This is a genomic window from Haematobacter missouriensis (assembly GCF_000740775.1).
Classification (GTDB): domain Bacteria; phylum Pseudomonadota; class Alphaproteobacteria; order Rhodobacterales; family Rhodobacteraceae; genus Haematobacter; species Haematobacter missouriensis.
The window spans coordinates 70,265-91,636 of record NZ_JFGS01000002.1 but is presented as its reverse complement, the minus strand read 5'-3'; the positions used below and the strand labels follow the sequence as shown (position 1 = coordinate 91,636).

Below are 21,372 nucleotides of genomic sequence, written 5' to 3'. Positions count from 1 at the left end.
CCATGCGCTGAAGGCCGCGCCTGCGGTCTATTGCCCACAGCAGATGCTTTAACATCGTCAGTCCGCTTGGGTCAGGCGGAGGTGGAGGTGCTGGCGCGGGCGTTCGCGGTATTGGCGCCGTCCAGTGGCGATCGAGAAACATGGCTCGGCCGCTCATCCGAAGTCGGAAACGGAGGCTTAGAACGCCACAGGCCGGTCGCACGGCGGTTCGGCCCCCAAAGCCGCGCGTCTGGAGGGTGGGAGGCCGAGCCGATAGCGGATTTCATGGGATCGAGGCAGACCGATTCAACACCGCTCAGCATCCGAACCCCCCGCCCGCCGACCGAGCCTCTGTCAGCGACACAATGCGGCATAGCCCGCTGACGCGGCACGATGGCCATAGGCCGCCGGCGCATCCCGCCAGCGCAGGCCGTTGAGGTTGATGAAGATGATCCCGCTCAACACTCGGTGGTCGTTAACACGCGGCTTGCCGTGGGTCTTGGGAAAATAACACGCCAGCCGAGCCATCCGCTCGTCCGTCAGCCAATACAGGTCACTTATATCCAGCCTCCTCAGGAGCCTGAATCAGATCGAGCGACTCACATCAGTGGGTCCTGAGCGTTAACCCATTTGACCCCCTAACCCTGCAAGCACAGAACCCTCGTCCAGCAGGCGCTGAAAAGGCTTTCTGGGCTGTGCTGGAGCGAAAATAGTTCGCAATCTGAAGAAATTCAGCTGGAAATCACTACACTTCCGGCGTTTTCGCGCCGATTTGCGGATTTCCGGCGCTTGGGCAAGACGCTTCTCAGAAGCCCGCCAACGCACCTGCGCCCGCAGCTTCCCTCGGGTAGCGCAATCCCGCTGTGAGCGACTCGCCCTCGCTTGTTAAACTGCCGTCAATCTGGCAGCTATCATTCCGCGTCGGATATTTGTCAGGAATCTATCTGATGCTTAGCGGACAGCACCAATAAGTCCACCGACGGCCGCCCCTGCGATGGGCTCCTTGGCGATCACCTGCCCCGCAGCGGCGCCGCCAAGCGCACCGGTGGCAACCCGCTGCCCACGTGTATTGCCGCAAGCGGCGACGACCGAAACGCAAAGAAGGGCTGCGACGAGGTAAGTTTTTGCCATGGTTTCCTCCTCCATTTCAATGCAGTGGAAACGTTCACGACCCGACCCGGTTCCTGCAGCGGCGCTAAATCTTGCGAATGCGATCCGCCAGCGTCACTTCCCCGTCCTCTACGATCCGGCAGAGCACACCCCGGAGCCTCAGTTCTGCGTGACCGGGGGCACGGATCCAGTCGAAGGCGGGCTTGCCGTAGCGTTTTTTCCACTTCACGCAGGCATCGTTCCACAGGTCGGATACTTCCACCACTGCTGTACCGATCCGAAGCCGTGTGCCGACGGGGAGGTTCTCCTCCGAGAAATCCATATCCGCGACGATGGTGTCGCCGGGATGGAGCATCTCCGGCTCTGTCACCACAGCCTCCACCACGCGGGTGCCGAGAATGGATATCTGTATGCGAGGGTCAGGGCTACCATCCGCCAGCTTCATCCAGGGATGTTTCATCCAGCGCTCGCCGGGCACGCCCTCCGCGACGGTAAGGGTCAGGCTGTCGCGGAAGTCGCGCTTTCCGAAGCCCCGGCGGAAACAGAGCGTCCTGATCGGTGCATCGTCCTTTGGCGCGGCAAGCACATGGGGTAGAGCATCGGCAAGTGTTTCAGCGGTCGCTTGCGTCATGGGTCAGAGCCTGTCCAGAAGGGTTCGGGTGGGCCATGCATCCGCGGGCAGGCCGAGGCGCGCCTGCTCCTTCTGCACGGCGCTGCGGGTCATCGCGCCCAGGACGCCATCTATCGCGCCCACATCATGACCGTGCGCGGTGAGCTTCTGCTGAAGCAGGGTCATCTGCGCGTCGGTGAGCGGCGGGTCCGGGTTGCCGGGGTCAAAGGCCGGGGCGCCCGAGAGGCGGGTGGCGAAATAGGCGGCGGTCGTCACATAGACGAAACTCTTGTTCCAGTCGAAGAACACATAATAGTTCGGATAGGCGAGGAATGCCGGGCCCTTGCGCCCCTGCGGCAGTAGCAGGGCCGCGTTCAGGTTGGCGGCGACCTTGCCGCCGCCGCGCGGCTTCACCCCCATGCGCAGCCAGTCCGCAGCGGGGCGCGGCGTGTCCAGCCCGCTCAGGCTCCAGTCCATCTGGTCGGGAACCGTGACTTCCTGAAGCCATGGCTCCCCACGCCTCCAGCCGTGATCGGCAAGCATCCGTCCACCCGACATGATCGCGTCGGGGATGGAGGTTTTCAGCGTCACCCGCCCGTCGCCATCGCCGTCCACCCCGCGTTCGAGGATGTCCTTGGGCAGCATCTGGATCATCCCGATCTCCCCTGCCCAGGCTCCGGTGGTGGTGGCCGGGTCGAACGCGCCCTTTTCGTAGAGTGAGAGCGCGGCGAATACCTGCGGGCGGAACAGGTCGGGACGGCGGCAGTCATGCGCGAGGGTGACGAGCGCATTCGCCGTGTTGAAGTTGCCCTGCACGGCGCCGTAGTCGGTCTCGAATCCCCAGAAGGCAAGGATCACCCCCGGCGGCACGCCGTAGCGCCGCTCCGCCTCCTTGAGCAGTCCGGCGTATTTCTTGCCGTTGGCCACGCCGTTGGCCATCCGGTTCCCGCTGATGAGCGCGCTGGAGAAATCGGTGAATGTCTTGCGGAAGACGCCTTGCGAATTGTCGGCGGCGATCACTTTGGGGTCGCGGCGCACGTTGGCGAAGAAGCGGTCGGCGGCCTGTGCGGAGTGACCGTTCGCGCCCGCTTCCTGCTTCAGGCCGGCGACGAAGCGTCCGAAGTCGCCGCCGCAGGGCACGCTTTGGGCGGATGCGGTGCCCGCGAGGGCGACAAGGCCCAGCAGGGCAGGGAACAGGGTGGCGCGCATGGGGGTCCTCCTTTCGCGAAGCTAGGGCGGGGTGGTATCCGGGCAAGGCCCTTGGCAGGCTGCTGTAAAAGTTCACGCGTCTCATACCCAACGCTTGAAAATCGGGAAATCGGCCCGGTGTGATCCGAAATGTCTGGATTTCGGGCCGAAGTTTGTCGGCTTGCGGATGCTTCCCGCTCCAATACAGCCCCAAAAGCCTTATTCAGAAACCTGTCAGGTAATGAGCCAGACCAGAAGCACCAGCGCCAGCATCAGCGCCCATGCCCGCCAGAGCGCGGCCACGGCCGCGTCGATCTCCGCCGCACCGATGTCATGGCGCCCCTCAGCGTTGACATAGGGAAAGTCACGCCGCTCTCCGTGGTAGCTCCGAGGACCGGAGAGTGCGATGCCGAGCACGGCTGCCATCGCCGCCTCCGGCCAGCCTGCATTCGGCGAGCGATGCAGCGGCGCATCCCGCAGGATGACCCGCCATGCGTCGGCTCGCCCGTGGGCGAGAGCGATCAGCAGCGCCGTCAGCCGCGCGGGGACGAGGTTCAGAAGATCGTCCAGCCGCGCCGCTGCCCAGCCGAACTCCTCATGCCGGGGGGTGCGGTGGCCGATCATGCTGTCGGCGGTGTTGACGAGCTTATAGATGAGAATGCCCGGCAACCCGCCGACAAGGAACCAGAAGGCGGGGGCGACGACGCCGTCCGAGAGGTTCTCCGCCGCGCTTTCTATCGCCGCGCGCGCGACGGCGGGCGCATCCATCGCCGCCGTATCCCGCCCGACGATCCGGGCTACCGCCCTTCGGCCTTCGGCGAGGCTCGCGCGGAGACCGGTCGCCACGGCCGCCACGTGATCGGCAAGGCTTCGCTGCGCCAGCAGAACTGCGGCGGCCAGCACCTCCAGAAGCCCGCCCCACGGCAGCGCCGCGACCAGCCGTCCCGCCAGCAGGGCAAGGAGCACGAGCAGGCCGAGCCCCACCGCCCCTTTCGCCCGTCTCCAGGCTCCCCTGTTCAAGCGGCGATCCATCGCGTCGATCATGCGACCCATGATGACCGCGGGATGCGGCACCCGCGACCAGAGCCTTTCCGGCTCGCCGAACACTGCGTCCAGAGCCAGAGCCGCCGCGAGTGCCAGCGGCTGCATCACCATGACCCCTCCAGCCGTGCCCAGCCATCGCCCGGAGGCATGCCAAGGCGGAGCCAGCGGTCGCTATAGGGGAAAATGCGACTCCAGACACGGGCGCGGGCCAGACGCTCCTGCCACTCCCGCGCGCTATCGACATCATAGAGCCGGAACAGCGGGGTTCCGCCCGCCAGGCGCGCGCCGCGTGCTGTCATGATGCCGTCCAGCCGCACTGCATCATGTCCAAGCCGTGCGCGGGTCCGCGCGGCCCAACCCTCGTCGGACAGCGCGGCGCGCCCGATCGCCAGCGCGGGGCCGGAGACGGGCCAGGGGCCGAGCGCTTCGCCCAGACCGGCGATCAGCACGGGGTCGCCGATGGCAAAGCCCAGCCGCACCCCTGCCAGTCCCCAGAACTTGCCGAAGCTTTTCAGCACCAGCGTGCCGGGTCGGGCGGAGAGGGCAATGAGGCTCGCCCCGGGCAGCACGTCGCAGAAACTCTCATCAATCACGGTGAGCGCCTCCGGCCCCCCGCCTGCCCCCGGCGCGGCGTGAAGCCTGCCGTCAGGGTTGTTGGGGTGCACCAGCACCCGCGCGCCTCCCGGTCCCTCCTTCCAGCCCGCCGCCAGAAAGGAGGCGGCATGTTCATTGTAGGTGGGCCCCCGTATCTCCACCCGGCCCGGTGGCAGCAGCCGCGGGATGCGCGCGATCAGCGCGGAGGCCCCCGGCGCCGCGAGCACCGCCGCTGCCCGCGGCACACGCCAGAACGTCCGGGCAGCCTCCTCCAACGCCGCTGCTGCATCCCGATCAGGCAGGCGGTTCCAGATTTCGGGGGGGAAGACGGGAAGCGGATAGGCCTCCGGGTTGATGCCTGTGGACAGGTCCAGCCACTCTGCCGCATCACCGCCATGCCGCGCGCGCGCCGCGTCGAGGCCGCCGCCATGGTCCCGCGTCTCCGCCATCGCCCGCTCCTTCTGCGTCGCGGCGCTGCCGCCGTTGGTGTCGGGGGCGGTAAAATCTCAAAATCTTTGAGAAATCAACTCTTCAAGCGGCATCGCGTGCAATGGGGGCTGGCAGGATCGCCGGAGCGCGTTAGCATTGTGAAAGGCACGGGGAGGTGCCCAAGGGGGGAACAATCATGCCGAAGTCTGTGGCGGATCTCAGACGTCAGGAGATTGTGGCGAGCGCTGTCTCTGCGCTTCAGCGGGAGGGCCTGCCATTTCTGTCCTATGACGCTGTGGCGAGAGAAGCGGGAATGTCGCGTCAGCTGGTGCGGCACTACTTTCCCGATGCGGAAAGTCTGATAAGCGCGGTATCGCAGGCCATTTCGGAAAGCCAGCAGGGCGGAATGGAGACTGGGCTTACCCGCAGCGACGAAAGCCGGCTGGGTGTGCTGTTCGATTATCACCTTGGCCTGCTGGACGAGGGGGACCAGCCGCGCGGAGCGCTCCAACCGGTGGAGGATGCGCTGGTCGTGCTGGCCTGTCGTGCGCCCGATCTGCTGGAGGCGCTGGCGGCGCGGCAGGATGAACTTCGGCTGTCCATCGTCGCGGCGACATCGGAAAGCTATCCGAGCTTGTCGCCCGCCGCCTGCGAGGAGATAGCCTTTGTCTTCGTAAGCCTTGTACATGGTCACTGGCGCATGGTGCGGAGCTTCGGCTTCGACCGGGTGGGCAGTCTTCAGGCGCGGGCGGCGATGGACAGGCTCCTGCGCGCGCATCTGGAAGCAGCGATGGCAGAGAAACCGGCACCCGTCACCCGCCGCGTCTGACGCGCACCATGCTGTCCGGCGATCTACCCCGCCCGCAGTGGCTCATTGGGTTCCGTGTCGAATGGGGTCCTCTCGCCTGCCTGCGCGCGGGAACTTCGGCCAGACAGCGATGACGATGCTGATACTGTATGGGTCCTCTCGCCTGCGCGCGCAGGAGCTTCGGCTGGCTGCATCGTTGAGGCAGGCGATATTCCCTCCATCAGTGACGAGCAACTACCGGAAGAAATGCATCGATCCCGTACGTGCCCTCGCTCCAGTAGGCTCGGTGCGCTCCATACTGCACCCTCTTACCGCGATGCCCACTCTCGCCCCTCTCCGGCGGTTGCTCTGTGGAACTGCGTCCGGGTCTTTGCCTGCGCTCCAGGCGGTGTCGATGGAACGGGGCCAGATCTACGTCCGAGGCATGTCGAGAGGTAAGCGCCCCTTGGGTTTGGAGCGGGAGAAGCTGTTTCAAAGATCGTCTTTCAGCAGCGATGTGGAGTGAAATTTCGTCCTGAGGCTGTTTGCAGGCCATTAACGCAGGCAGATGAGGTCATTGGTCATTGGTCATTGGTCATTGGTCACCGAGTTGAAGGAGAATCCGGCTGCGCCAAGCTGGGGCAGAGTTCTGAAATACCCACGGCCAAGGGAGCGGGCTTTCGATCCAGCCAGCGCGCGGCAGGCAGCTTCGGAGAAATATGCCCGCGCCTGCCACGGGATCGCTCCGGCGGAGAAGGGTGCACCCCACGGTTTCCGGTTGTGCGGAGCGGATATTTGTCGGTGCAGGTGCAGGTGCAGGTGCAGCGGGTCGGGTCCGACATGTATCTTCCGCAGGTCGCTCGCTCCATCACGGCCCAGAGAGCCTGCGCCTGCCGTAACGGGTCCAGGTCGATCATGCGGAAATCCCCTTCTGTCAGGGGTGCCGAAACCCACGCGGCGGCGACGCCAGTTCGGGGAATGCCCGTCACCCCCGGAGCGCAGCGCCGAACGGTCAGTCCGAAGACTGGCCAAGAAGGAACTGGTACGTCGCGGGAAAGAAGCGGAAATCCTCCCCTTCGGCACCGACGAAGCCGACAGCCGGGAAAGGCATGTGGTAGCCGATGAAGGGGATCCGCTCCTCCGCCAGCCGGGTGAGAATGGCGCGCCGCGTCTGGGCGCCCTTGTCCTTGTCCATGTCGAAGCGGACGTGCCAGTCCGGCTTGGCGAGAGAGAAGGCGTAATGGTTCGCTACATCGCCCAGAATCATCAGAACCCGCCCTTGGCTCTCCACACGGAAGGAGAGATGTCCGGGTGTGTGGCCGAAGGTCTCGATCGCGGTGATGCCCGGTGCGACCTCATGACCGCCCGCGATGAAAGCTGTCCTGTCGGCCAGCGGGCGGACGTGGGACTCGAAGCGCTCATTGCCCGTCGTCGCCCAGTAGTCGAACTCAGCCCTTCCCATTACGTAACGTGCATTGGCGAAGGTGGGTGCGCCCTGTGTCATCAGCCCGCCGATATGGTCTCCGTGCATGTGGGTGAGGACAACGACGTCGATGCTGGCGGGATCGATACCCGCGCCGCCGAGCGCTGCCGCCGTCGCCGTGCCGTCCAGCCCGGTATCGAACAGCAGCAACATTTCCCCCGTATTCACCACGGTCGGAGCATAGCCGTTCCGCCCCTCGCTGTCGGACAGGAAATAGGCGTGGGCTTGCGCGGCGAATTCCTCCGCGCTGGCATTGAGGCCGAAGGTCGCATGGATATCCTGCATCGCGCCGGAGCCTGCGAGGACGGTCGTCACCTCCATCGCGCCAAGGGGGAAGCGATAATGCGTGGGCATGGAGATTCCGAGTGCGGGCGCGGCTGCGCTGGCTGGGGAAACGACGGGAAGGGTCGCGAGAAACGGAGCGGCAACTCCGCTCACCAGGGCCGTCCGGCGGGTCAATCCGGTCATGGCGGTTCTCCTGTGCTGCTTTGGCCCTGAAGGGTAGCGCAGGGATCGGAGAAGTCTGCGCCTGATTGTCCCCGCTGCGACGCGACGCCGCAGGGAAGGCGGTGGACAATGGAACGGGTGCGCGCGTGTTCGCCAGCACGCCAGCACGCCAGCACGCCAGCACGCCAGCACGCCAGCACGCCAGCACGCCAGCACGCCAGCACGCCAGCACGCCAGCACGCCAGCACCCTTGGGAAATCGTTGCTGTGGGTATGATTATGCCGTTACGCCTTGGCTGCTCCGGCCAACGGTTATCTCAACCGTTTCGTGATTGAAGCGGGGGACGACGACTCCGCCATGAAGGTGTGCGAAGGAGCGAGAAAGTGGTTGATACGGCTGCCAATGGCTTTATCCGCAGCCCGCAGCCCGCAGCCCGCAGCCCGCAGCCCGCAGCCCGCAGCCCGCAGCCCGCAGCCCGCAGCCCGCAGCCCGCAGCCCGCAGCTTCGGTAGCAAGCTCCGGCTGCGAGTTGAGGAGGGGTGGGGCGGTTCCTCATCTTATCGCATTGATTTAAAATAGAAATCCAACCACACGCAACATTCAGGACATCAGTCCGCAAGAAGATGTCATTGGACACAGAGGGGAGCAAAGCTTCTCTGCACATCGCTGGAGCCGAGTTTCGGCACGCTCCCGGCCGATCCGGCACGGGGAGGCGCCGGTCTTTGCGTGCGTGTGGCTGTTATGCGCTTTGTGAAGACAGCCTCTGATCGCGAACCGGAGGGTGCGTGGCTCCATCGGGGAAGATGGGGTCCGGCTCGGTAGGGCAGCCCTCCGGCGGCTATGGTCCGGCAGGTCGAAGGGTCGCTCTGAACCGCCCCCGGTTTACTGGAGAGCAGCAAGGGATGATCCCACGACACGGCAGAGATCACTCCCGGCTGTCCCGCCGAGCTTTGCGAATGCGCTGTTTGGCTTCTCAGGAGACCCGACGCACCTCGTCCTCCGCTGCCCTCCGCAGACGATACGGCCCACAAAAAATATGGCCCGCCGCGCCGGCGAGGAAACGGCATGGTCGAGCCCGCGCAGCACGGCCGTTTCGCTGGCGAGGCGGTGTTGGGCCTCCCGACCGCCGGCCCGGTCAGGCAGGCCCGCTTAGGCAGACCCGGACTAGTCCGGCTCTCCTGCGGGATGTCTGCTCAGGAGCAGCGCCCGACCTTGACGTCATTCCCACCAGCGGTCGATGGTGGCGATATCTTCGTCCGACCAGCCGAAATGGTGAGCCAGTTCATGGACCACCACATGGCCGACCAGATCGCCGAGTGCGACATCCCCCCGCGCCACCCATTCGTCCAGGATGGGCCTGCGGAACAGCCAGATCGTATCGGGCCGCATCGGCTGATCCATCACGGATTTCTCCGGCAGTGGGATGCCTTCGTAGAGGCCGGTCAGCTCGAACGGATCCTCCATTTCCATCTCCGCCAGCAGATCCTCCGGCGCGAAATCCTCGACGCGGAGTGCGACCTTCAGCGCCTCCGCGCGGAACTGGCCCGGCAGCGCGGCGATGGCTTCCCGCGCCAGCGCCTCCATATCCTCAAGCGAAGGCGGGGTGGTGCCCGCCCAGAGCAGATTCTCGTCGAGTTCTTCTTCGGTCATGGCATGTCTCCTGTCGCTGTTATGGACAAAAGCGACCGTCTGTGAAAGAGCAGCCTCAACAGGAGTCCGACCATGACCACGACCCGCTTCGCGCCCTCGCCGACCGGCTATCTCCATGTCGGCAACCTTCGCACCGCGCTGTTCAACTACCTGATCGCGCGGAAGGCGGGGGGAACCTTCATCCTGCGTCTCGACGATACCGACCGGGAGCGGTCCAAGCAGGAATATGCCGACGGGATCATGGAGGATCTCGAATGGCTGGGGCTGACGTGGGACCGGCTGGAGCGGCAGTCCGACCGGCTGGACCGGTATGAGACCTGCGCCGCGGAGCTTCGCCAGAAGGGGCGGCTCTATGAGGTGTTCGAAACCCCGGTGGAGCTGGACCTCAAGCGCAAGAAGCAGCTCAACATGGGCAAGCCTCCGGTCTATGATCGCGCGGCGCTGAAACTGACGGATGCGGAGAAGGATGCCAAGCGGCTGGAGCAGCCGGGATACTGGCGCTTCCTGCTCGATCAGGAGCGGACGGAGTGGCAGGACGGGATCCTTGGCCAGATCTCCATCGACGCGGCTTCCGTGTCCGATCCGGTACTGATCCGGGCGGATGGGCAAGTGCTCTATACCTTCGCCTCGGTGGTCGATGACGTCGATATGGGCGTGACCTATATCGTGCGCGGCTCTGACCACGTGACGAATACCGCGACGCAGATCCAGATCATCGAGGCGCTGGGTGCAACGCCGCCCGACTTCGCGCACCACAGCCTGCTGACGGGTGCGCAGGGCGAGGGGCTGTCCAAGCGGCTCGGCACGCTCTCCCTCCGCGACCTGAGGGCGCAGGGGGTGGAGCCGATGGCGCTGCTGTCGCTTATGGCGCGGCTTGGCTCCTCTCAACCGGTGGAGCTGTTTCATTCCCTCGACGAGATCGCGGAGAACTTCTCGCTCGACCAGTTCGGCGCGGCGCCGACCAAGTTCGACCCGGACGATCTGTTCCCGCTCACGCAGAAATACGTGCAGTCCCTGCCGCTTTCCGCGGTGAAGGAGCGGCTCGCGGCGATTGGCGTGCCGGAGGAAATGGCGGCGCCTTTCTGGAACGCGGTGAAGGACAACATCACCGTGCTCGCCGACCTCGACGGGTGGTGGAAACTGGTATCGGAGGGCGCGGAGCCCGTGGTCGCGCCGGAGGACGAGGAGTTCGTGGCCACCGCGCTCTCGCTTCTGCCGCCCGCACCGCATGACGAAACCACGTGGGGCACCTGGACGGGCGCGGTGAAGGCGGCGACGGGGCGCAAGGGGCGCGGCCTGTTCATGCCGCTCCGCAAGGCGCTGACGGGCATGGATCACGGCCCGGAAATGGCAACACTCCTGCCGGTTCTGCAGAAAATTCCGACAAACCTGTGACGATTCGTGCGGCATGGCGCGCCCCCGTTCGGGGTTAGCGCTAACGATCTTGAGACTGCCGTTCCACCCGATGGCAGGCTCGTGGAACGGCGTTGCGCAAATGCGATTTTCTAGGCCATTTTTGCCTCTGCCCGGCGGCGAGGCGCATAGTTTGTTGCGAAGCCACATTTCATTGGCCATACCGGCTCGCAACGAAGAACGATCCAAGAGAGGGACACGAGTGTGAGAATAGGGGCGCCGAAGGAGAGCTTCGAGGGAGAAGCGCGCGTGGCGATGACGCCCGACAGCGCGCTTCAGCTTCAAAAGCTTGGATACGACTGCCTGATCCAGAGCGGAGCGGGGCTGAAGGCGGGTTTCACGGATGAAGCCTACAGGACAGCGAACGTGCGCGTAGTGCCGACGGAGGAGGAGCTGTTCCAGCTTTCCGACATCGTCGCCAAGGTGCGCCCGCCGACGGAGACAGAAGCAGATCTCACTCATTCCGGCCAGCTTCTGATTTCCTTCCTCTATCCGGCCCAGAACAAGGACCTGATGGAGCGTCTGAAGGACCGGGGCACCAACGTCATCGCGATGGACATGGTGCCGCGGATTTCTCGCGCGCAGAAGATGGACGCGCTCTCCTCCATGGCCAACATCGCCGGCTACCGGGCAGTGATCGAGGCGGCGAACAACTTCGGCCGCTTCTTTACCGGGCAGGTGACGGCGGCGGGCAAGGTGCCCCCCGCAAAGGTGCTGATCGTGGGCGCCGGTGTGGCAGGTCTTGCCGCCATCGGCGCGGCCACCTCTCTCGGTGCCATCGTCTATGCCTTCGACGTGCGGCCGGAAGTGGCCGAACAGATCGAATCCATGGGTGCCAACTTCGTGTTCCTCGACTTCGAGGAAAGCCAGGACGGCGCTGCCACGGGGGGCTATGCCGCGCCCTCCAGCCCCGAGTTCCGTGAAAAGCAGCTTGCCAAGTTCCGTGAGCTGGCGCCGGAGATGGACATTGTCATCACCACCGCGCTGATCCCGGGCCGGGACGCGCCGGTGCTCTGGACGAAGGACATGGTCGAGGCGATGAAGCCCGGCTCCGTCATCATCGATCTCGCTGCCGAACGGGGCGGGAACTGCGAGCTGACGGTGCCGGACCAGAAGATCGTCACCGACAATGACGTGACCATCGTCGGCTACACCGACTTCCCCAGCCGGATGGCCACGCAGTCCTCCGCGCTGTATTCGACCAACATTCGCCATATGATGACCGACCTGACCCCCGCCAAGGACGGGCAGGTTGTTCAGAACATGGAGGATGACGTGATCCGCGGCGCGACCGTGGTGAAGGACAATACGATCACCTTCCCGCCGCCGCCGCCCAAGGTGCAGGCCATCGCCGCGGCGAAGCCTAAGCCCAAGGAAAAGGAACTGACGCCGGAAGAGAAGCGCGCAGCCGAAACCGCTGCCTTCCGCAAGGCGACACTCAACCAGGTGGGTCTGCTCGTGGTCGGCACGCTCATCCTGCTGGTGCTCGGCAGCTTTGCACCGGTGAGCTTCATGCAGCATATGGTTGTGTTCGCGCTGGCCTGCTTCGTCGGCTTCCAGGTGATCTGGAACGTCAGCCATTCGCTGCACACGCCGCTGATGGCTGTGACGAACGCGATCTCCTCCATCGTCATCGTGGGGGCGATCCTGCAGATCGGTTCCGGCTCCTGGCTCGTCACGATCCTTGCGGCGCTTGCCGTGCTTATGACTTCCGTCAACATCGTCGGCGGCTTCCTGGTCACGCGCCGGATGCTTGCCATGTTCCAGAAGAGCTGAGGAGGCGGAAATCATGTCCCTTGGAATGGTTGCTGCCGTCTATGTCGCGGCGGCGGTCCTGTTCATCCTGTCGCTGGGCGGCCTGTCCGGTCAGGAAAGCGCGAAACGCGCGGTATGGTATGGCATCGCCGGCATGGCGCTGGCCTTCATCGCGACGCTTCTGGCGCCCGGCGTGCACGGCGACTGGCTCGTCCTGCTGATGGTCGTCATCGGCGGTGCGGCGGGTGTGGTGCTCGCCTCCCGCGTCGGGATGACGGAGATGCCACAGCTCGTCGCGGCGATGCACAGCCTCGTCGGCCTCGCCGCCGTGATCATCGCGCTCAACGCGGAGCTTGAGGCGGGCCGGGTCGCGCGCCTGCTCGCTTCCGGCGCCGCGCCGGAGACCTTCTCCGGGTTTGCGGCGGTTCTGGCGCACAAGTCCGGCGTCGAACTCGCCATCATGAAGGTGGAGGTGTTCCTCGGCATCTTCATCGGCGCGGTGACCTTCACCGGCTCCGTCGTCGCCTTCGGCAAACTGGCCGGCAAGGTGGATGGCAAGCCGAAGAAGCTGCCGGGCGGCCATCTGCTCAACCTCGCCGCGCTGCTGGTCTGCATCATCCTCGGGGTGATGTATTTCAACGGTGCGGGCATCTGGACGATGATCGTCACGGCGATCCTCGCGGGCTTCATCGGCTGGCACCTGATCATGGGGATCGGTGGCGCGGACATGCCCGTCGTGGTCTCCATGCTGAACAGCTACTCCGGTTGGGCGGCGGCGGCGATCGGCTTCACGTTGGGCAACGACCTGCTGATCGTGGTGGGCGCGCTGGTCGGCTCGTCGGGTGCGATCCTGTCCTACATCATGTGCAAGGCGATGAACCGCTCCTTCGTGAGCGTGATCCTCGGCGGCTTCGGCGGCACCACGGGCCCCGCGATGGAGATCACCGGCGAACAGATCGCCATCGACGCGGAGGGTGTTGCCGCCGCGCTGAACGATGCGGATTCCGTCGTCATCGTGCCGGGCTACGGCATGGCGGTCGCGCAGGCGCAGCAGTCGGTGTCGGAACTGGTCCGCAAGCTTCGCGCGGCGGGTAAGGAAGTGCGCTTCGGCATACACCCGGTCGCGGGCCGTCTGCCCGGGCACATGAACGTGCTGCTGGCCGAGGCGAAGGTGCCCTACGACATCGTGCTGGAGATGGATGAGATCAACGACGACTTCCCGAACACGGATGTGGTCATCGTCATCGGCTCCAACGACGTGGTGAACCCCGCTGCACAGGAAGATCCGAACTCCCCCATCGCGGGGATGCCGGTGCTGGAGGTGTGGAAGGCCAAGCAGGTGTTCGTGTCGAAACGTGGCGCGGGAACCGGCTATTCGGGGATCGAGAACCCGCTGTTCTACAAGGACAACACGCGGATGTTCTACGGCGATGCCAAGAAGTCGCTGGACCAGCTCCTGCCGCTGATCAACTGAGACTGGCTGAAACAGCCATAATCTGCTAAAATATTAGGCGCCCGGTGATTGCCGGGCGCCTTTTCATTTGAGGTATTTCATCATGCTGGCTTTTCCGAAGACTGCGGCGGCGGGCTATTTCTTCCTTTGTTCCGATGCCCCGCGCGAATGCATCCATTGCGACAGCGCCGCTACGGCTGGCCGACAGAGGGGAGGCGCCACCCCGCCGCGGAGCTTTTTCTGGCGCGTCCTGTTCTGAGCGAAACGATCTGTGCGAAACGAAAAGGCGCCCCCGGGGGCGCCTTGCCTGCCTGCCGGAAGTCTCACCGGCCCCGGATACGGGGATCGAGCGCGTCGCGCAGGCCGTCGCCGATGTAGTTCACCGACAGCACCGTGAGTGAGATGGCCAACCCCGGCCAGATCACTCGCTCGGGGTATTGCTGGAGGTAGTCCACCGCATCGTAGAGCAGCCTTCCCCAGGTCGGGAAATCGGGCGGGAACCCCAGACCGAGAAAGGAGAGCGAGCTTTCCGTGATGATCGCTGTGGCGATCCCCAACGTGGCGGAAACCATGATCGGCGAGAGGATGTTGGGGAGGATGTGACGCAGGATCATCTTGTTCGGCCGCGTGCCGATGGAGCGCGCGGCGAGCACGAATTCCCGTTCCTTGATGGCAAGAACGTCACCCCGCACGATGCGCGCGGTGTGCATCCAGCTCGTGACGCCGATGGCGGTCACGATCAGCAGGAAGGTGCCCATCTCCGGCCCGAGCCAGCCGGAAAGCGGCTCCCGGAACAGCAGCACCATGACCAGCAGCAGCGGCAGCAGCGGCAGGGCGAGGAACAGGTCCGTCAGCCGCATGAGCGGGCCGTCCAGCCGCCGGAAATATCCCGCGACCACGCCCACCAGCGTACCGAGAATCATCGACAACACCATCGCCGTCAGCCCCACGGCGACGGAAACCCGTCCCCCCGACATCATCCGCGCCAGCATGTCGCGGCCAAGCTGATCGGTGCCCAGCGGATGCAGCAGGCTCGGGCCCTGATTGCGCGCGCGGATGTCGATGGTCGTCGGATCCGCGTGCCACAGATAGGGGCCGAAGACGACGCCGAACACGATCAGCAGGAACACCATCGCACCGATCAGCGCACCCTTGTGACTGCGGAACTGCCGCCAGATGTCCACCCACTGACTGCGGGGCGGCTTGGCCGCGGTCTTGGCCAGTGTTGCATCAGTCATAGCGGATCCTCGGGTCCAGAATGCCGTAGAGAATGTCGGCGATCAGGTTGAAAAGCACGATCAGCACCGCGAAGATGAAGGTCAGGGTCTGCACCATCGGGATGTCATTGGCATAGATCGCGGTGATGAGGAGTTGCCCCAGGCCATTCACCTTGAAAACCTGTTCCGTGATGATCGCTCCCCCGAAGATCGTCGGCACACCAAGCGCGATTACCGTGATGACCGGGATCAGGGAGTTGCGCAGCACATGGGTAAGGACCACCGTCTTTTCCGACAGCCCCTTGGCCCGTGCCGTCCGCACGTAGTCCTGGTTGAGATTGTCGAGCATGGAGGCGCGCATGAACCGGCTGATCTGGCTGGCGTTGTAGAGCGCGAGCACGAAGACCGGCATCGCCATCTGCCGCGCCTGCTGGAGGAAGGTGTCCCAGGAATTCACCACCAGCGTCGTATCGTAGATGGAGGGAAACCATCCGAGATAGACGGAGAAGATCACGATCATCAGCACCCCGGTAAAGAAGGTGGGCACCGAATAACCGATCATGGAGACGAAAGTGCCGATCTGGTCGAACCAGGAATACTGCCGATAGGCGGAGATGATCCCGATGGGCAGCGCGAGCAGCACGCCGACCACATAGGACAGGCCCACGACCCAGAGCGTCTGCGGGAGGCGTTGCGCGATGACATCGGCCACCGGGCTGCGGCTCTGCCAGGACAGGATGCGCTGCTGACCGGCGGCGAATTCGTGGCCGGTGAGATTGCCGAGGATATGCAGCGGTTCCACCCAGAAGAACTGGTAGAGCCACAGCCCGTAGCGGACATAGATCGGTTCGTTGAGGCCGAGCGCCTCGCGCATCTTGTCACGCACTTCGGGGGGAATGGTCAGCGGCATCTGCGCCATCGGATCGCCGGGAGCGAGGTCGAGAAGCAGGAAGATGACCAGCGAGATGAACAGCAGGGTCGGGATCGCCAGCAGGAGCCGGCGGAGCGTATAGGTGAACATGGCGCCTCGTGGAGCGTGCGGCGGAGATGGCCGGGGGAGGGGCGCCCCACCCGGAAAGGCGGGACGCCCGACGGATCAGATCACTTGATCCGGTACCAGTCGGCCGCGTTCCACAGCTCGCTGTCCCAGGTGTTCAGGACGACGCCGCCCAGGGTCTTGGACTTGCCCGATACCCGACCGCGATCGACCAGCGGCAGCAGGACGGATTGCTGCATGTAGAGGTCGTGCGCTTCCTTGGCGATCTTCGTGCGCTCCTCGAACACGCCGGTCTCGCCCAGCTTGTCGATCAGCGCGTCATAGGCCGGATCGCAGAACCGGTTGATGTTCTCGCCCTGCCAGCCGGTTTCCGGGCGCGGCTCGTTGTTGCACTTGTACATGGCGAGATAGGCTTCCGGGTCCGTCCCGTCGAAGTTGTTCGCGTACATCTCCACGTCCGCATAGAACTTCTGGAACGTGTCCGGGCTGCCGGGATCGCCGCCGAAGAACACGGAGGGATCGACAGTGCGCAGCTCGGTCTGCACACCGATATCCTGCCACCACTGCTTGATGAGGGCCTGGAAGTCCTGACGGATCGCGTTGACCGGTGCCTGGAAGATGATGGCGAGTTTCTGGCCATCCTTCACGCGGATGCCGTCCGGCCCTGGAACCCAGCCTGCCTCGTCGAGAAGCGCCTTGGCGCCGGCCACGTCCTGCGTCAGGCAGGCGTCGTTGGCGGTGGAGGCGAAGGCTTCCGGGGCGGGGACGAGGTTGCAGGTCGCCCGGCCCGCCTGACCATAGCCGATCTCCGTCAGCAGCGGACGGTCGATCGCCATGGAGAGCGCCTTGCGCACACGGATGTCGGAGAAGAAGGGGTGCGGCTCCTTGCGGGTCGAACGCGTCTCCGCCGGGAGGGCCGGGCTCGGGTTGGTCAGGTTCAGCTCAAGCCGCTCCACCAGCGTGCCAAAGCCGGTGACGAGCTCTCCCTTGCCGGCGGCCACCATCTTCTCCAGCACCTCGGGTGGAAGCTGCAGGTTCCAGGCATAGTCGAACTCGCCCGTCTCCAGCACCGAACGCGCCGCCGCCGCCGCATCGCCGCCGCCCTTGAACGTCACGGTGGCGAAGGCGGGCTTCGCCGGGTCGCGGTAGTTGGGGTTTGCCTTCAGCGAGATCACGTCATTGGGGCGGAATTCGGTCGCCACGAAGGGCCCGGTGCCGATGGGGCCGAAGTTCGCGCTGGTGCAGGTGGGCGCCTTGGTGCCGAGACATTCGGCGAACTGCGCCTTCTGGATGATCGGGGACTGGCCGCCGACGAAGGGCAGGTAGGGGTTCGGCTTCGGTCCTTCGAAGGTCACCTTGACCGTCAGCTCGTCCACGGCCTCGACCGTCTTGACGCCTTCGAACTTGGAAAGCTGCGCGCACCCCCCCTCGGGGTCCATGCAGTACTCGGCGGTGAACACGACGTCGGCGGAGGTCAGCGGCGAGCCGTCGGACCATTTCAGCCCCGGCTTCAGCTTCCAGGTGATGGAGGTCATGTCCTGCGACACGCCGCCATTCTCCAGCGTCGGGATCTCTTCCACCAGATAGGGGACGCGCTCACCCTTTTCGTCGTATCGCGCGAGCGGCTCAATGATGAGAGAGGAGCTTTCGATGTCCTTCGTGCCCCCCGACAGATAGGGGTTCAGGATTGAGGGGGCCTGATAATAGATGATGTTCAGATGGCCATCCGCGCCGCGTTCCGCCATGGCGGCGGCAGGCAGAAGCGCGATCAGCGCCGCCGCTCCCCTCAGGGCCGTGGTTCGTCTCATGGAAGTCTCCTTGCTGGAATTGAAACTGCGCGGTCTGCCGGGGTTCCTTCCCCGATCGACGGACTGTGAGGGCTGTGGGCGGACGACATTTCTGGCTGCTTGTCCTTGACCGCTCGGCGCTTTCCGATGACCGTTTCGCCTCCACACTCTGTCACGGGAAGATGCGATTGCAAGCGCGGCGTGTGACGAAGTCAAATCATCTCTGTGTCGCGATCAGGCTATTCATCGGCGCAAACAGTGGTTTTTGCCCAAGGGATGAGCGATAAGCTCAAAATATAGACCATCGTCCGGGGCGGGTACGCGGCGCGGGAAGCGGAGTTTGACTTTTTCATGGGCTGCTCCCTAGCGTGACCCATCCTTTGAAGGAGACTCATATGCTTGACGATCCCACTGCCGCGAGGCCCCTTGTCTCGGTGGAAAAGCTCCGGGTGGAGTTCGATACCAATGATGGGGTCGTGGTCGGGGTGGAGGATGTGAGCTTTGCCATCCGCCCGGGAGAAACAGTCTGCGTCGTCGGCGAATCGGGTTCCGGGAAATCTGTCACCTCGCTGTCGCTCATGCGGCTTGTGCAGTACGGCGGCGGCAAGATCGCGGGCGGCAAGCTCATGTTCACTCGCGAGTCGGGGGAGACGGTCGATCTGTCGCAGGCGGGTCCCTCACTCATGCGCACGATCCGCGGCAACGAGATCGGCATGATCTTTCAGGAGCCGATGACCTCGCTCAATCCGGTGTTCACGGTGGAGCGGCAGTTGATGGAGGGGCTGCGCGTTCACAAGGGCATGTCGAAGGAGGCAGCGCGGGAGCGGGCGCTCGACCTCATGCGGCAGGTGCGCATCCCGGAACCGGAGCGGCGGCTGAAGCAGTATCCGCATGAGCTGTCGGGGGGCATGCGGCAGCGCGTGGTGATCGCCATGGCCATGGCCTGCGAGCCGCGCCTGCTGATCGCAGACGAACCGACCACCGCGCTCGACGTGACGATCCAGGCGGAGATCCTCGCCCTCATCGACCGGCTGAAGCGCGAGCATGGCACGGCTGTGCTGTTCATCACGCACGACATGGCGTTGGTGGCCCAGATGGCCGACCGGGTGGTGGTGATGTTCCGCGGCAACATGGTGGAGGAGGGGACGGTCGACGAGATCTTCTCCAACCCGCAGAAGGACTACACCAAGGCGCTGCTCGCCGCCGTTCCCAAGCTCGGGGAAATGCGTGGCAAGTCAGCGCCCGAACCCATGCGTATCATGGGCGCCGAACCAGCCAAGGTTGCAGACGCCCTCATCCCTGCTCGGGAGCCGAAGGTGCTGCTGGACGTCCAGCATCTGACGACGCGCTTCCCGGTGAAGGGCGGACTGATGCGACGGACGGTCGCCAATGTCCACGCGGTGGAGGATGTGAGCTTTCGGCTCAATGTGGGCGAAACCCTGTCGCTGGTCGGCGAATCCGGCTGCGGCAAGTCCACCACGGGCCGGTCGATCCTGCGGCTGGTGGAGCCGGACGAGGGGCGCATCTGGATGCAGGGGAAGGACGTGCGCCTGCTTTCCGACTCTCAGTTGCGGGATATGCGGCGCGAGATGCAGATGATCTTTCAGGATCCCTTCGCCTCGTTGAACCCGCAGCGCCGCCTTTCGGATCAGGTGGCGGAGCCGATCGTCAATTATGGGTTGATGAGTGGCGCAGAGTTGGAAGAGCGCGTGGCTGGCCTGTTCGACCGGGTGGAACTGCCGCGCTCCTTCCTGCGGCGCTATCCACACGAACTGTCCGGCGGGCAGCGGCAGCGGGTGGCGATCGCGCGGGCGCTGGCTTTGAACCCGCAGCTGATCGTCGCCGATGAGGCGGTGTCGGCGCTCGATGTGAGCGTGCAGGCGCAGGTGCTGAATCTGATGATGGAACTGCAGGCTGAGCTGGGACTGTCCTTCCTGTTCATCAGCCATGATATGGCGGTGGTGGAGCGGGTCTCCCACCACGTCGGTGTGATGTATCTGGGTCGGATCGTGGAGATAGGGCCGCGGCAGGCGATCTTCGAGGATCCCCGCCATGCTTACACCCGGTCTCTGCTCTCCGCCGTTCCGGTGGCCGATCCGTCGCGCAAGAAGATCCGCGAGGATCTGAGCTTCAAGCCCATCCCCTCGCCGATCTTCCCTGTCGGCCACGAGCCCCCTCCCTCCCTCTACGATGAGGTCGGTCCGGGCCACTTCGTCCTTCAATCCTGAATGAGCGCCCGGCGGGGACGGCCGGGCCGGAGAAGACCATGACCACCCTTACCCCGCGGCAGATCCTGGAGAAGCTGGTTTCCTTCCAGTCCGTCAGCCGCGATTCCAACCTCCCCCTCATCGACTGGGTGGAGGATTACCTGGCCGGGCACGGCGTGAGCGCGCATCGCGTCTATAATGCCGAAGGCACCAAGGCCAACCTCTACGCCCATGTCGGCCCCGACACCGAAGGCGGTGTGGTTCTGTCAGGCCATACCGACGTGGTTCCAGTGGATGGGCAGAGCTGGACGAGCGACCCCTGGGTGCTGACGGAGCGTGCCGGCCGGCTTTACGGGCGCGGAGCCTGTGACATGAAGGGGTTCGATGCTCTGGCGCTGGCGGCAGTGCCGCTGGCGCTTTCGGCAGGTGTAAGGCGTCCGTTGCAGATCGCGCTCTCCTATGACGAGGAGGTGGGCTGCGTCGGTGCTCCTTCGATGGTGGCAGAGATGGCGGAGCGGCTGCCGCGTGCGTCTGCCGTCATCGTGGGAGAGCCGTCGATGATGAAGCCGATCTCGGGCCACAAGGGCGGGTCCGGGCTTGCCGTTCATGTGCGGGGCGTGCCGGTCCATTCCTCGATGCTCCACAAGGGCGTCAGCGCGATCCATGAGGCGGCGCGGCTCATCATGTGGGCCAACGAGGTGAATGCGGAAAACCGAGCGAAGCCGCGAACCGACCTTGCGAACATGTTCGACCCGCCGTGGACGACGATCCATGTCGGGACCATCCGGGGCGGCACGGCGGGGAACATCACGGCGGAGGATTGCTGGCTCGACATGGCCTTCCGCGTCGTCCCGGGGGAGGAGAACGCGGATTACCGCCGGCGTCTGGCCGAGCGCGTGGCGGAGGTCGAGGCGGGGATGAAGGCCATCAACCCGGCCGCGAGCATCACCGTGACGGAGCGCTTCTTCGTGCCGCTGCTGAAACCCGAAGCCGGTGGCCGGGCGGAGGAGATCACCCGCGCCCTGACCGGAGAGAACGCGGCAGGGGTCGTCAGCTATGGCACGGAGGCCGGACATTTCCAACACAAGGGCTATTCCACCATCGTCTGCGGCCCCGGTGATATCGCGCAGGCGCACCAGCCCGACGAATATATCACCGTGGCCCAGCTTGACGCGGGCTGGGCGTTCATGCAGCGCCTTGTAGGGCAATTGGCGGCCTGAGGG

General features: G+C 64.8%; 16 protein-coding genes and 1 pseudogene. 6 read left to right on the top strand and 11 right to left on the bottom strand.

The features are described 5' to 3' along the window. Window positions 1-375 precede the first annotated feature (375 nt). The 6 genes and pseudogenes from CG51_RS19365 to CG51_RS02640 all read right to left on the bottom strand — a co-directional run. A pseudogene (locus tag CG51_RS19365) lies at window positions 376-540 on the bottom strand (transposase); the annotation flags it as partial. Between the two features lie 390 nt (window positions 541-930). Continuing rightward, complete coding sequence (locus CG51_RS02660) at window positions 931-1,110, bottom strand: hypothetical protein (protein ID WP_035742008.1); 180 nt, start codon at window positions 1,108-1,110, stop codon at window positions 931-933. A 64-nt stretch (window positions 1,111-1,174) separates the two neighbouring features. After that, the gene (locus tag CG51_RS02655; protein ID WP_035741550.1) at window positions 1,175-1,720 is read right to left on the bottom strand and encodes an MOSC domain-containing protein; all 546 of its coding nucleotides are present in this window, start codon (window positions 1,718-1,720) and stop codon (window positions 1,175-1,177) included. A gap of 3 nt (window positions 1,721-1,723) precedes the next feature. Beyond that, window positions 1,724-2,908, bottom strand: coding sequence for a lytic murein transglycosylase (locus CG51_RS02650; protein WP_035741547.1), 1,185 nt, complete (start codon window positions 2,906-2,908; stop codon window positions 1,724-1,726). 213 nt (window positions 2,909-3,121) lie between these two features. Next, window positions 3,122-4,036: an adenosylcobinamide-phosphate synthase CbiB gene (gene cbiB / locus CG51_RS02645; RefSeq protein ID WP_035742007.1), complete on the bottom strand. Its 915-nt coding sequence runs from the start codon at window positions 4,034-4,036 to the stop codon at window positions 3,122-3,124. After that, window positions 4,036-4,974 carry an aminotransferase class I/II-fold pyridoxal phosphate-dependent enzyme gene (locus CG51_RS02640; RefSeq protein WP_035741546.1) on the bottom strand — a complete coding sequence of 313 codons (939 nt, stop codon included), beginning with the start codon at window positions 4,972-4,974 and terminating at the stop codon, window positions 4,036-4,038. The genes cbiB and CG51_RS02640 overlap by 1 nt, the downstream gene beginning before the upstream one ends. Window positions 4,975-5,150: 176 nt before the next feature. Here CG51_RS02640 and CG51_RS02635 point away from each other — a divergent pair, with 176 nt between their 5' ends. Continuing rightward, a complete protein-coding gene (locus tag CG51_RS02635) occupies window positions 5,151-5,783 on the top strand; it encodes a TetR/AcrR family transcriptional regulator (protein ID WP_035741544.1) in 633 nt (210 codons plus the stop codon). Window positions 5,784-6,753: 970 nt separating this feature from the next. Here the strand turns inward: CG51_RS02635 and CG51_RS02625 are convergent. Together CG51_RS02625 and CG51_RS02620 are read right to left on the bottom strand one after the other, a co-directional pair. Further along, window positions 6,754-7,692, bottom strand: coding sequence for an MBL fold metallo-hydrolase (locus CG51_RS02625; protein ID WP_035741541.1), 939 nt, complete (start codon window positions 7,690-7,692; stop codon window positions 6,754-6,756). A 1,196-nt stretch (window positions 7,693-8,888) separates the two neighbouring features. Continuing rightward, window positions 8,889-9,320, bottom strand: coding sequence for a metallopeptidase family protein (locus CG51_RS02620; protein ID WP_035741539.1), 432 nt, complete (start codon window positions 9,318-9,320; stop codon window positions 8,889-8,891). Between the two features lie 72 nt (window positions 9,321-9,392). Between CG51_RS02620 and gltX the strand changes: the two genes are divergently transcribed. From gltX to CG51_RS02605, 3 genes are all read left to right on the top strand, one after another. Next, window positions 9,393-10,715: a glutamate--tRNA ligase gene (gene gltX, locus CG51_RS02615; protein WP_035741537.1), complete on the top strand. Its 1,323-nt coding sequence runs from the start codon at window positions 9,393-9,395 to the stop codon at window positions 10,713-10,715. 222 nt (window positions 10,716-10,937) lie between these two features. Then, window positions 10,938-12,509 carry a Re/Si-specific NAD(P)(+) transhydrogenase subunit alpha gene (locus CG51_RS02610; protein ID WP_035741534.1) on the top strand — a complete coding sequence of 524 codons (1,572 nt, stop codon included), beginning with the start codon at window positions 10,938-10,940 and terminating at the stop codon, window positions 12,507-12,509. Between the two features lie 13 nt (window positions 12,510-12,522). Continuing rightward, window positions 12,523-13,962, top strand: a complete 1,440-nt coding sequence (locus CG51_RS02605; protein ID WP_035741531.1) for an NAD(P)(+) transhydrogenase (Re/Si-specific) subunit beta — start codon at window positions 12,523-12,525, stop codon at window positions 13,960-13,962. A gap of 302 nt (window positions 13,963-14,264) precedes the next feature. On the opposite strand, the gene CG51_RS02600 is transcribed toward CG51_RS02605, so the two are convergent. The 3 genes from CG51_RS02600 to CG51_RS02590 all read right to left on the bottom strand — a co-directional run bounded on the left by CG51_RS02600 (window position 14,265) and on the right by CG51_RS02590 (window position 17,963). Further along, on the bottom strand, window positions 14,265-15,179 hold the full coding sequence (locus tag CG51_RS02600; RefSeq protein ID WP_035741529.1) for an ABC transporter permease: 915 nt from the start codon (window positions 15,177-15,179) through the stop codon (window positions 14,265-14,267). After that, window positions 15,172-16,179: an ABC transporter permease gene (locus CG51_RS02595; RefSeq protein ID WP_035741526.1), complete on the bottom strand. Its 1,008-nt coding sequence runs from the start codon at window positions 16,177-16,179 to the stop codon at window positions 15,172-15,174. The genes CG51_RS02600 and CG51_RS02595 overlap by 8 nt, the downstream gene beginning before the upstream one ends. Before the next feature lie 80 nt (window positions 16,180-16,259). Beyond that, complete coding sequence (locus tag CG51_RS02590) at window positions 16,260-17,963, bottom strand: peptide ABC transporter substrate-binding protein (RefSeq protein ID WP_035741523.1); 1,704 nt, start codon at window positions 17,961-17,963, stop codon at window positions 16,260-16,262. 374 nt (window positions 17,964-18,337) lie between these two features. Here CG51_RS02590 and CG51_RS02585 point away from each other — a divergent pair, with 374 nt between their 5' ends. Together CG51_RS02585 and argE are read left to right on the top strand one after the other, a co-directional pair. Continuing rightward, entirely contained in the window at window positions 18,338-20,170 is a 1,833-nt protein-coding gene (locus CG51_RS02585) for an ABC transporter ATP-binding protein (RefSeq protein WP_035741521.1), read from the top strand. Window positions 20,171-20,208: 38 nt separating this feature from the next. Then, on the top strand, window positions 20,209-21,369 hold the full coding sequence (gene argE / locus CG51_RS02580; RefSeq protein WP_035741519.1) for an acetylornithine deacetylase: 1,161 nt from the start codon (window positions 20,209-20,211) through the stop codon (window positions 21,367-21,369). Window positions 21,370-21,372 lie beyond the last annotated feature (3 nt).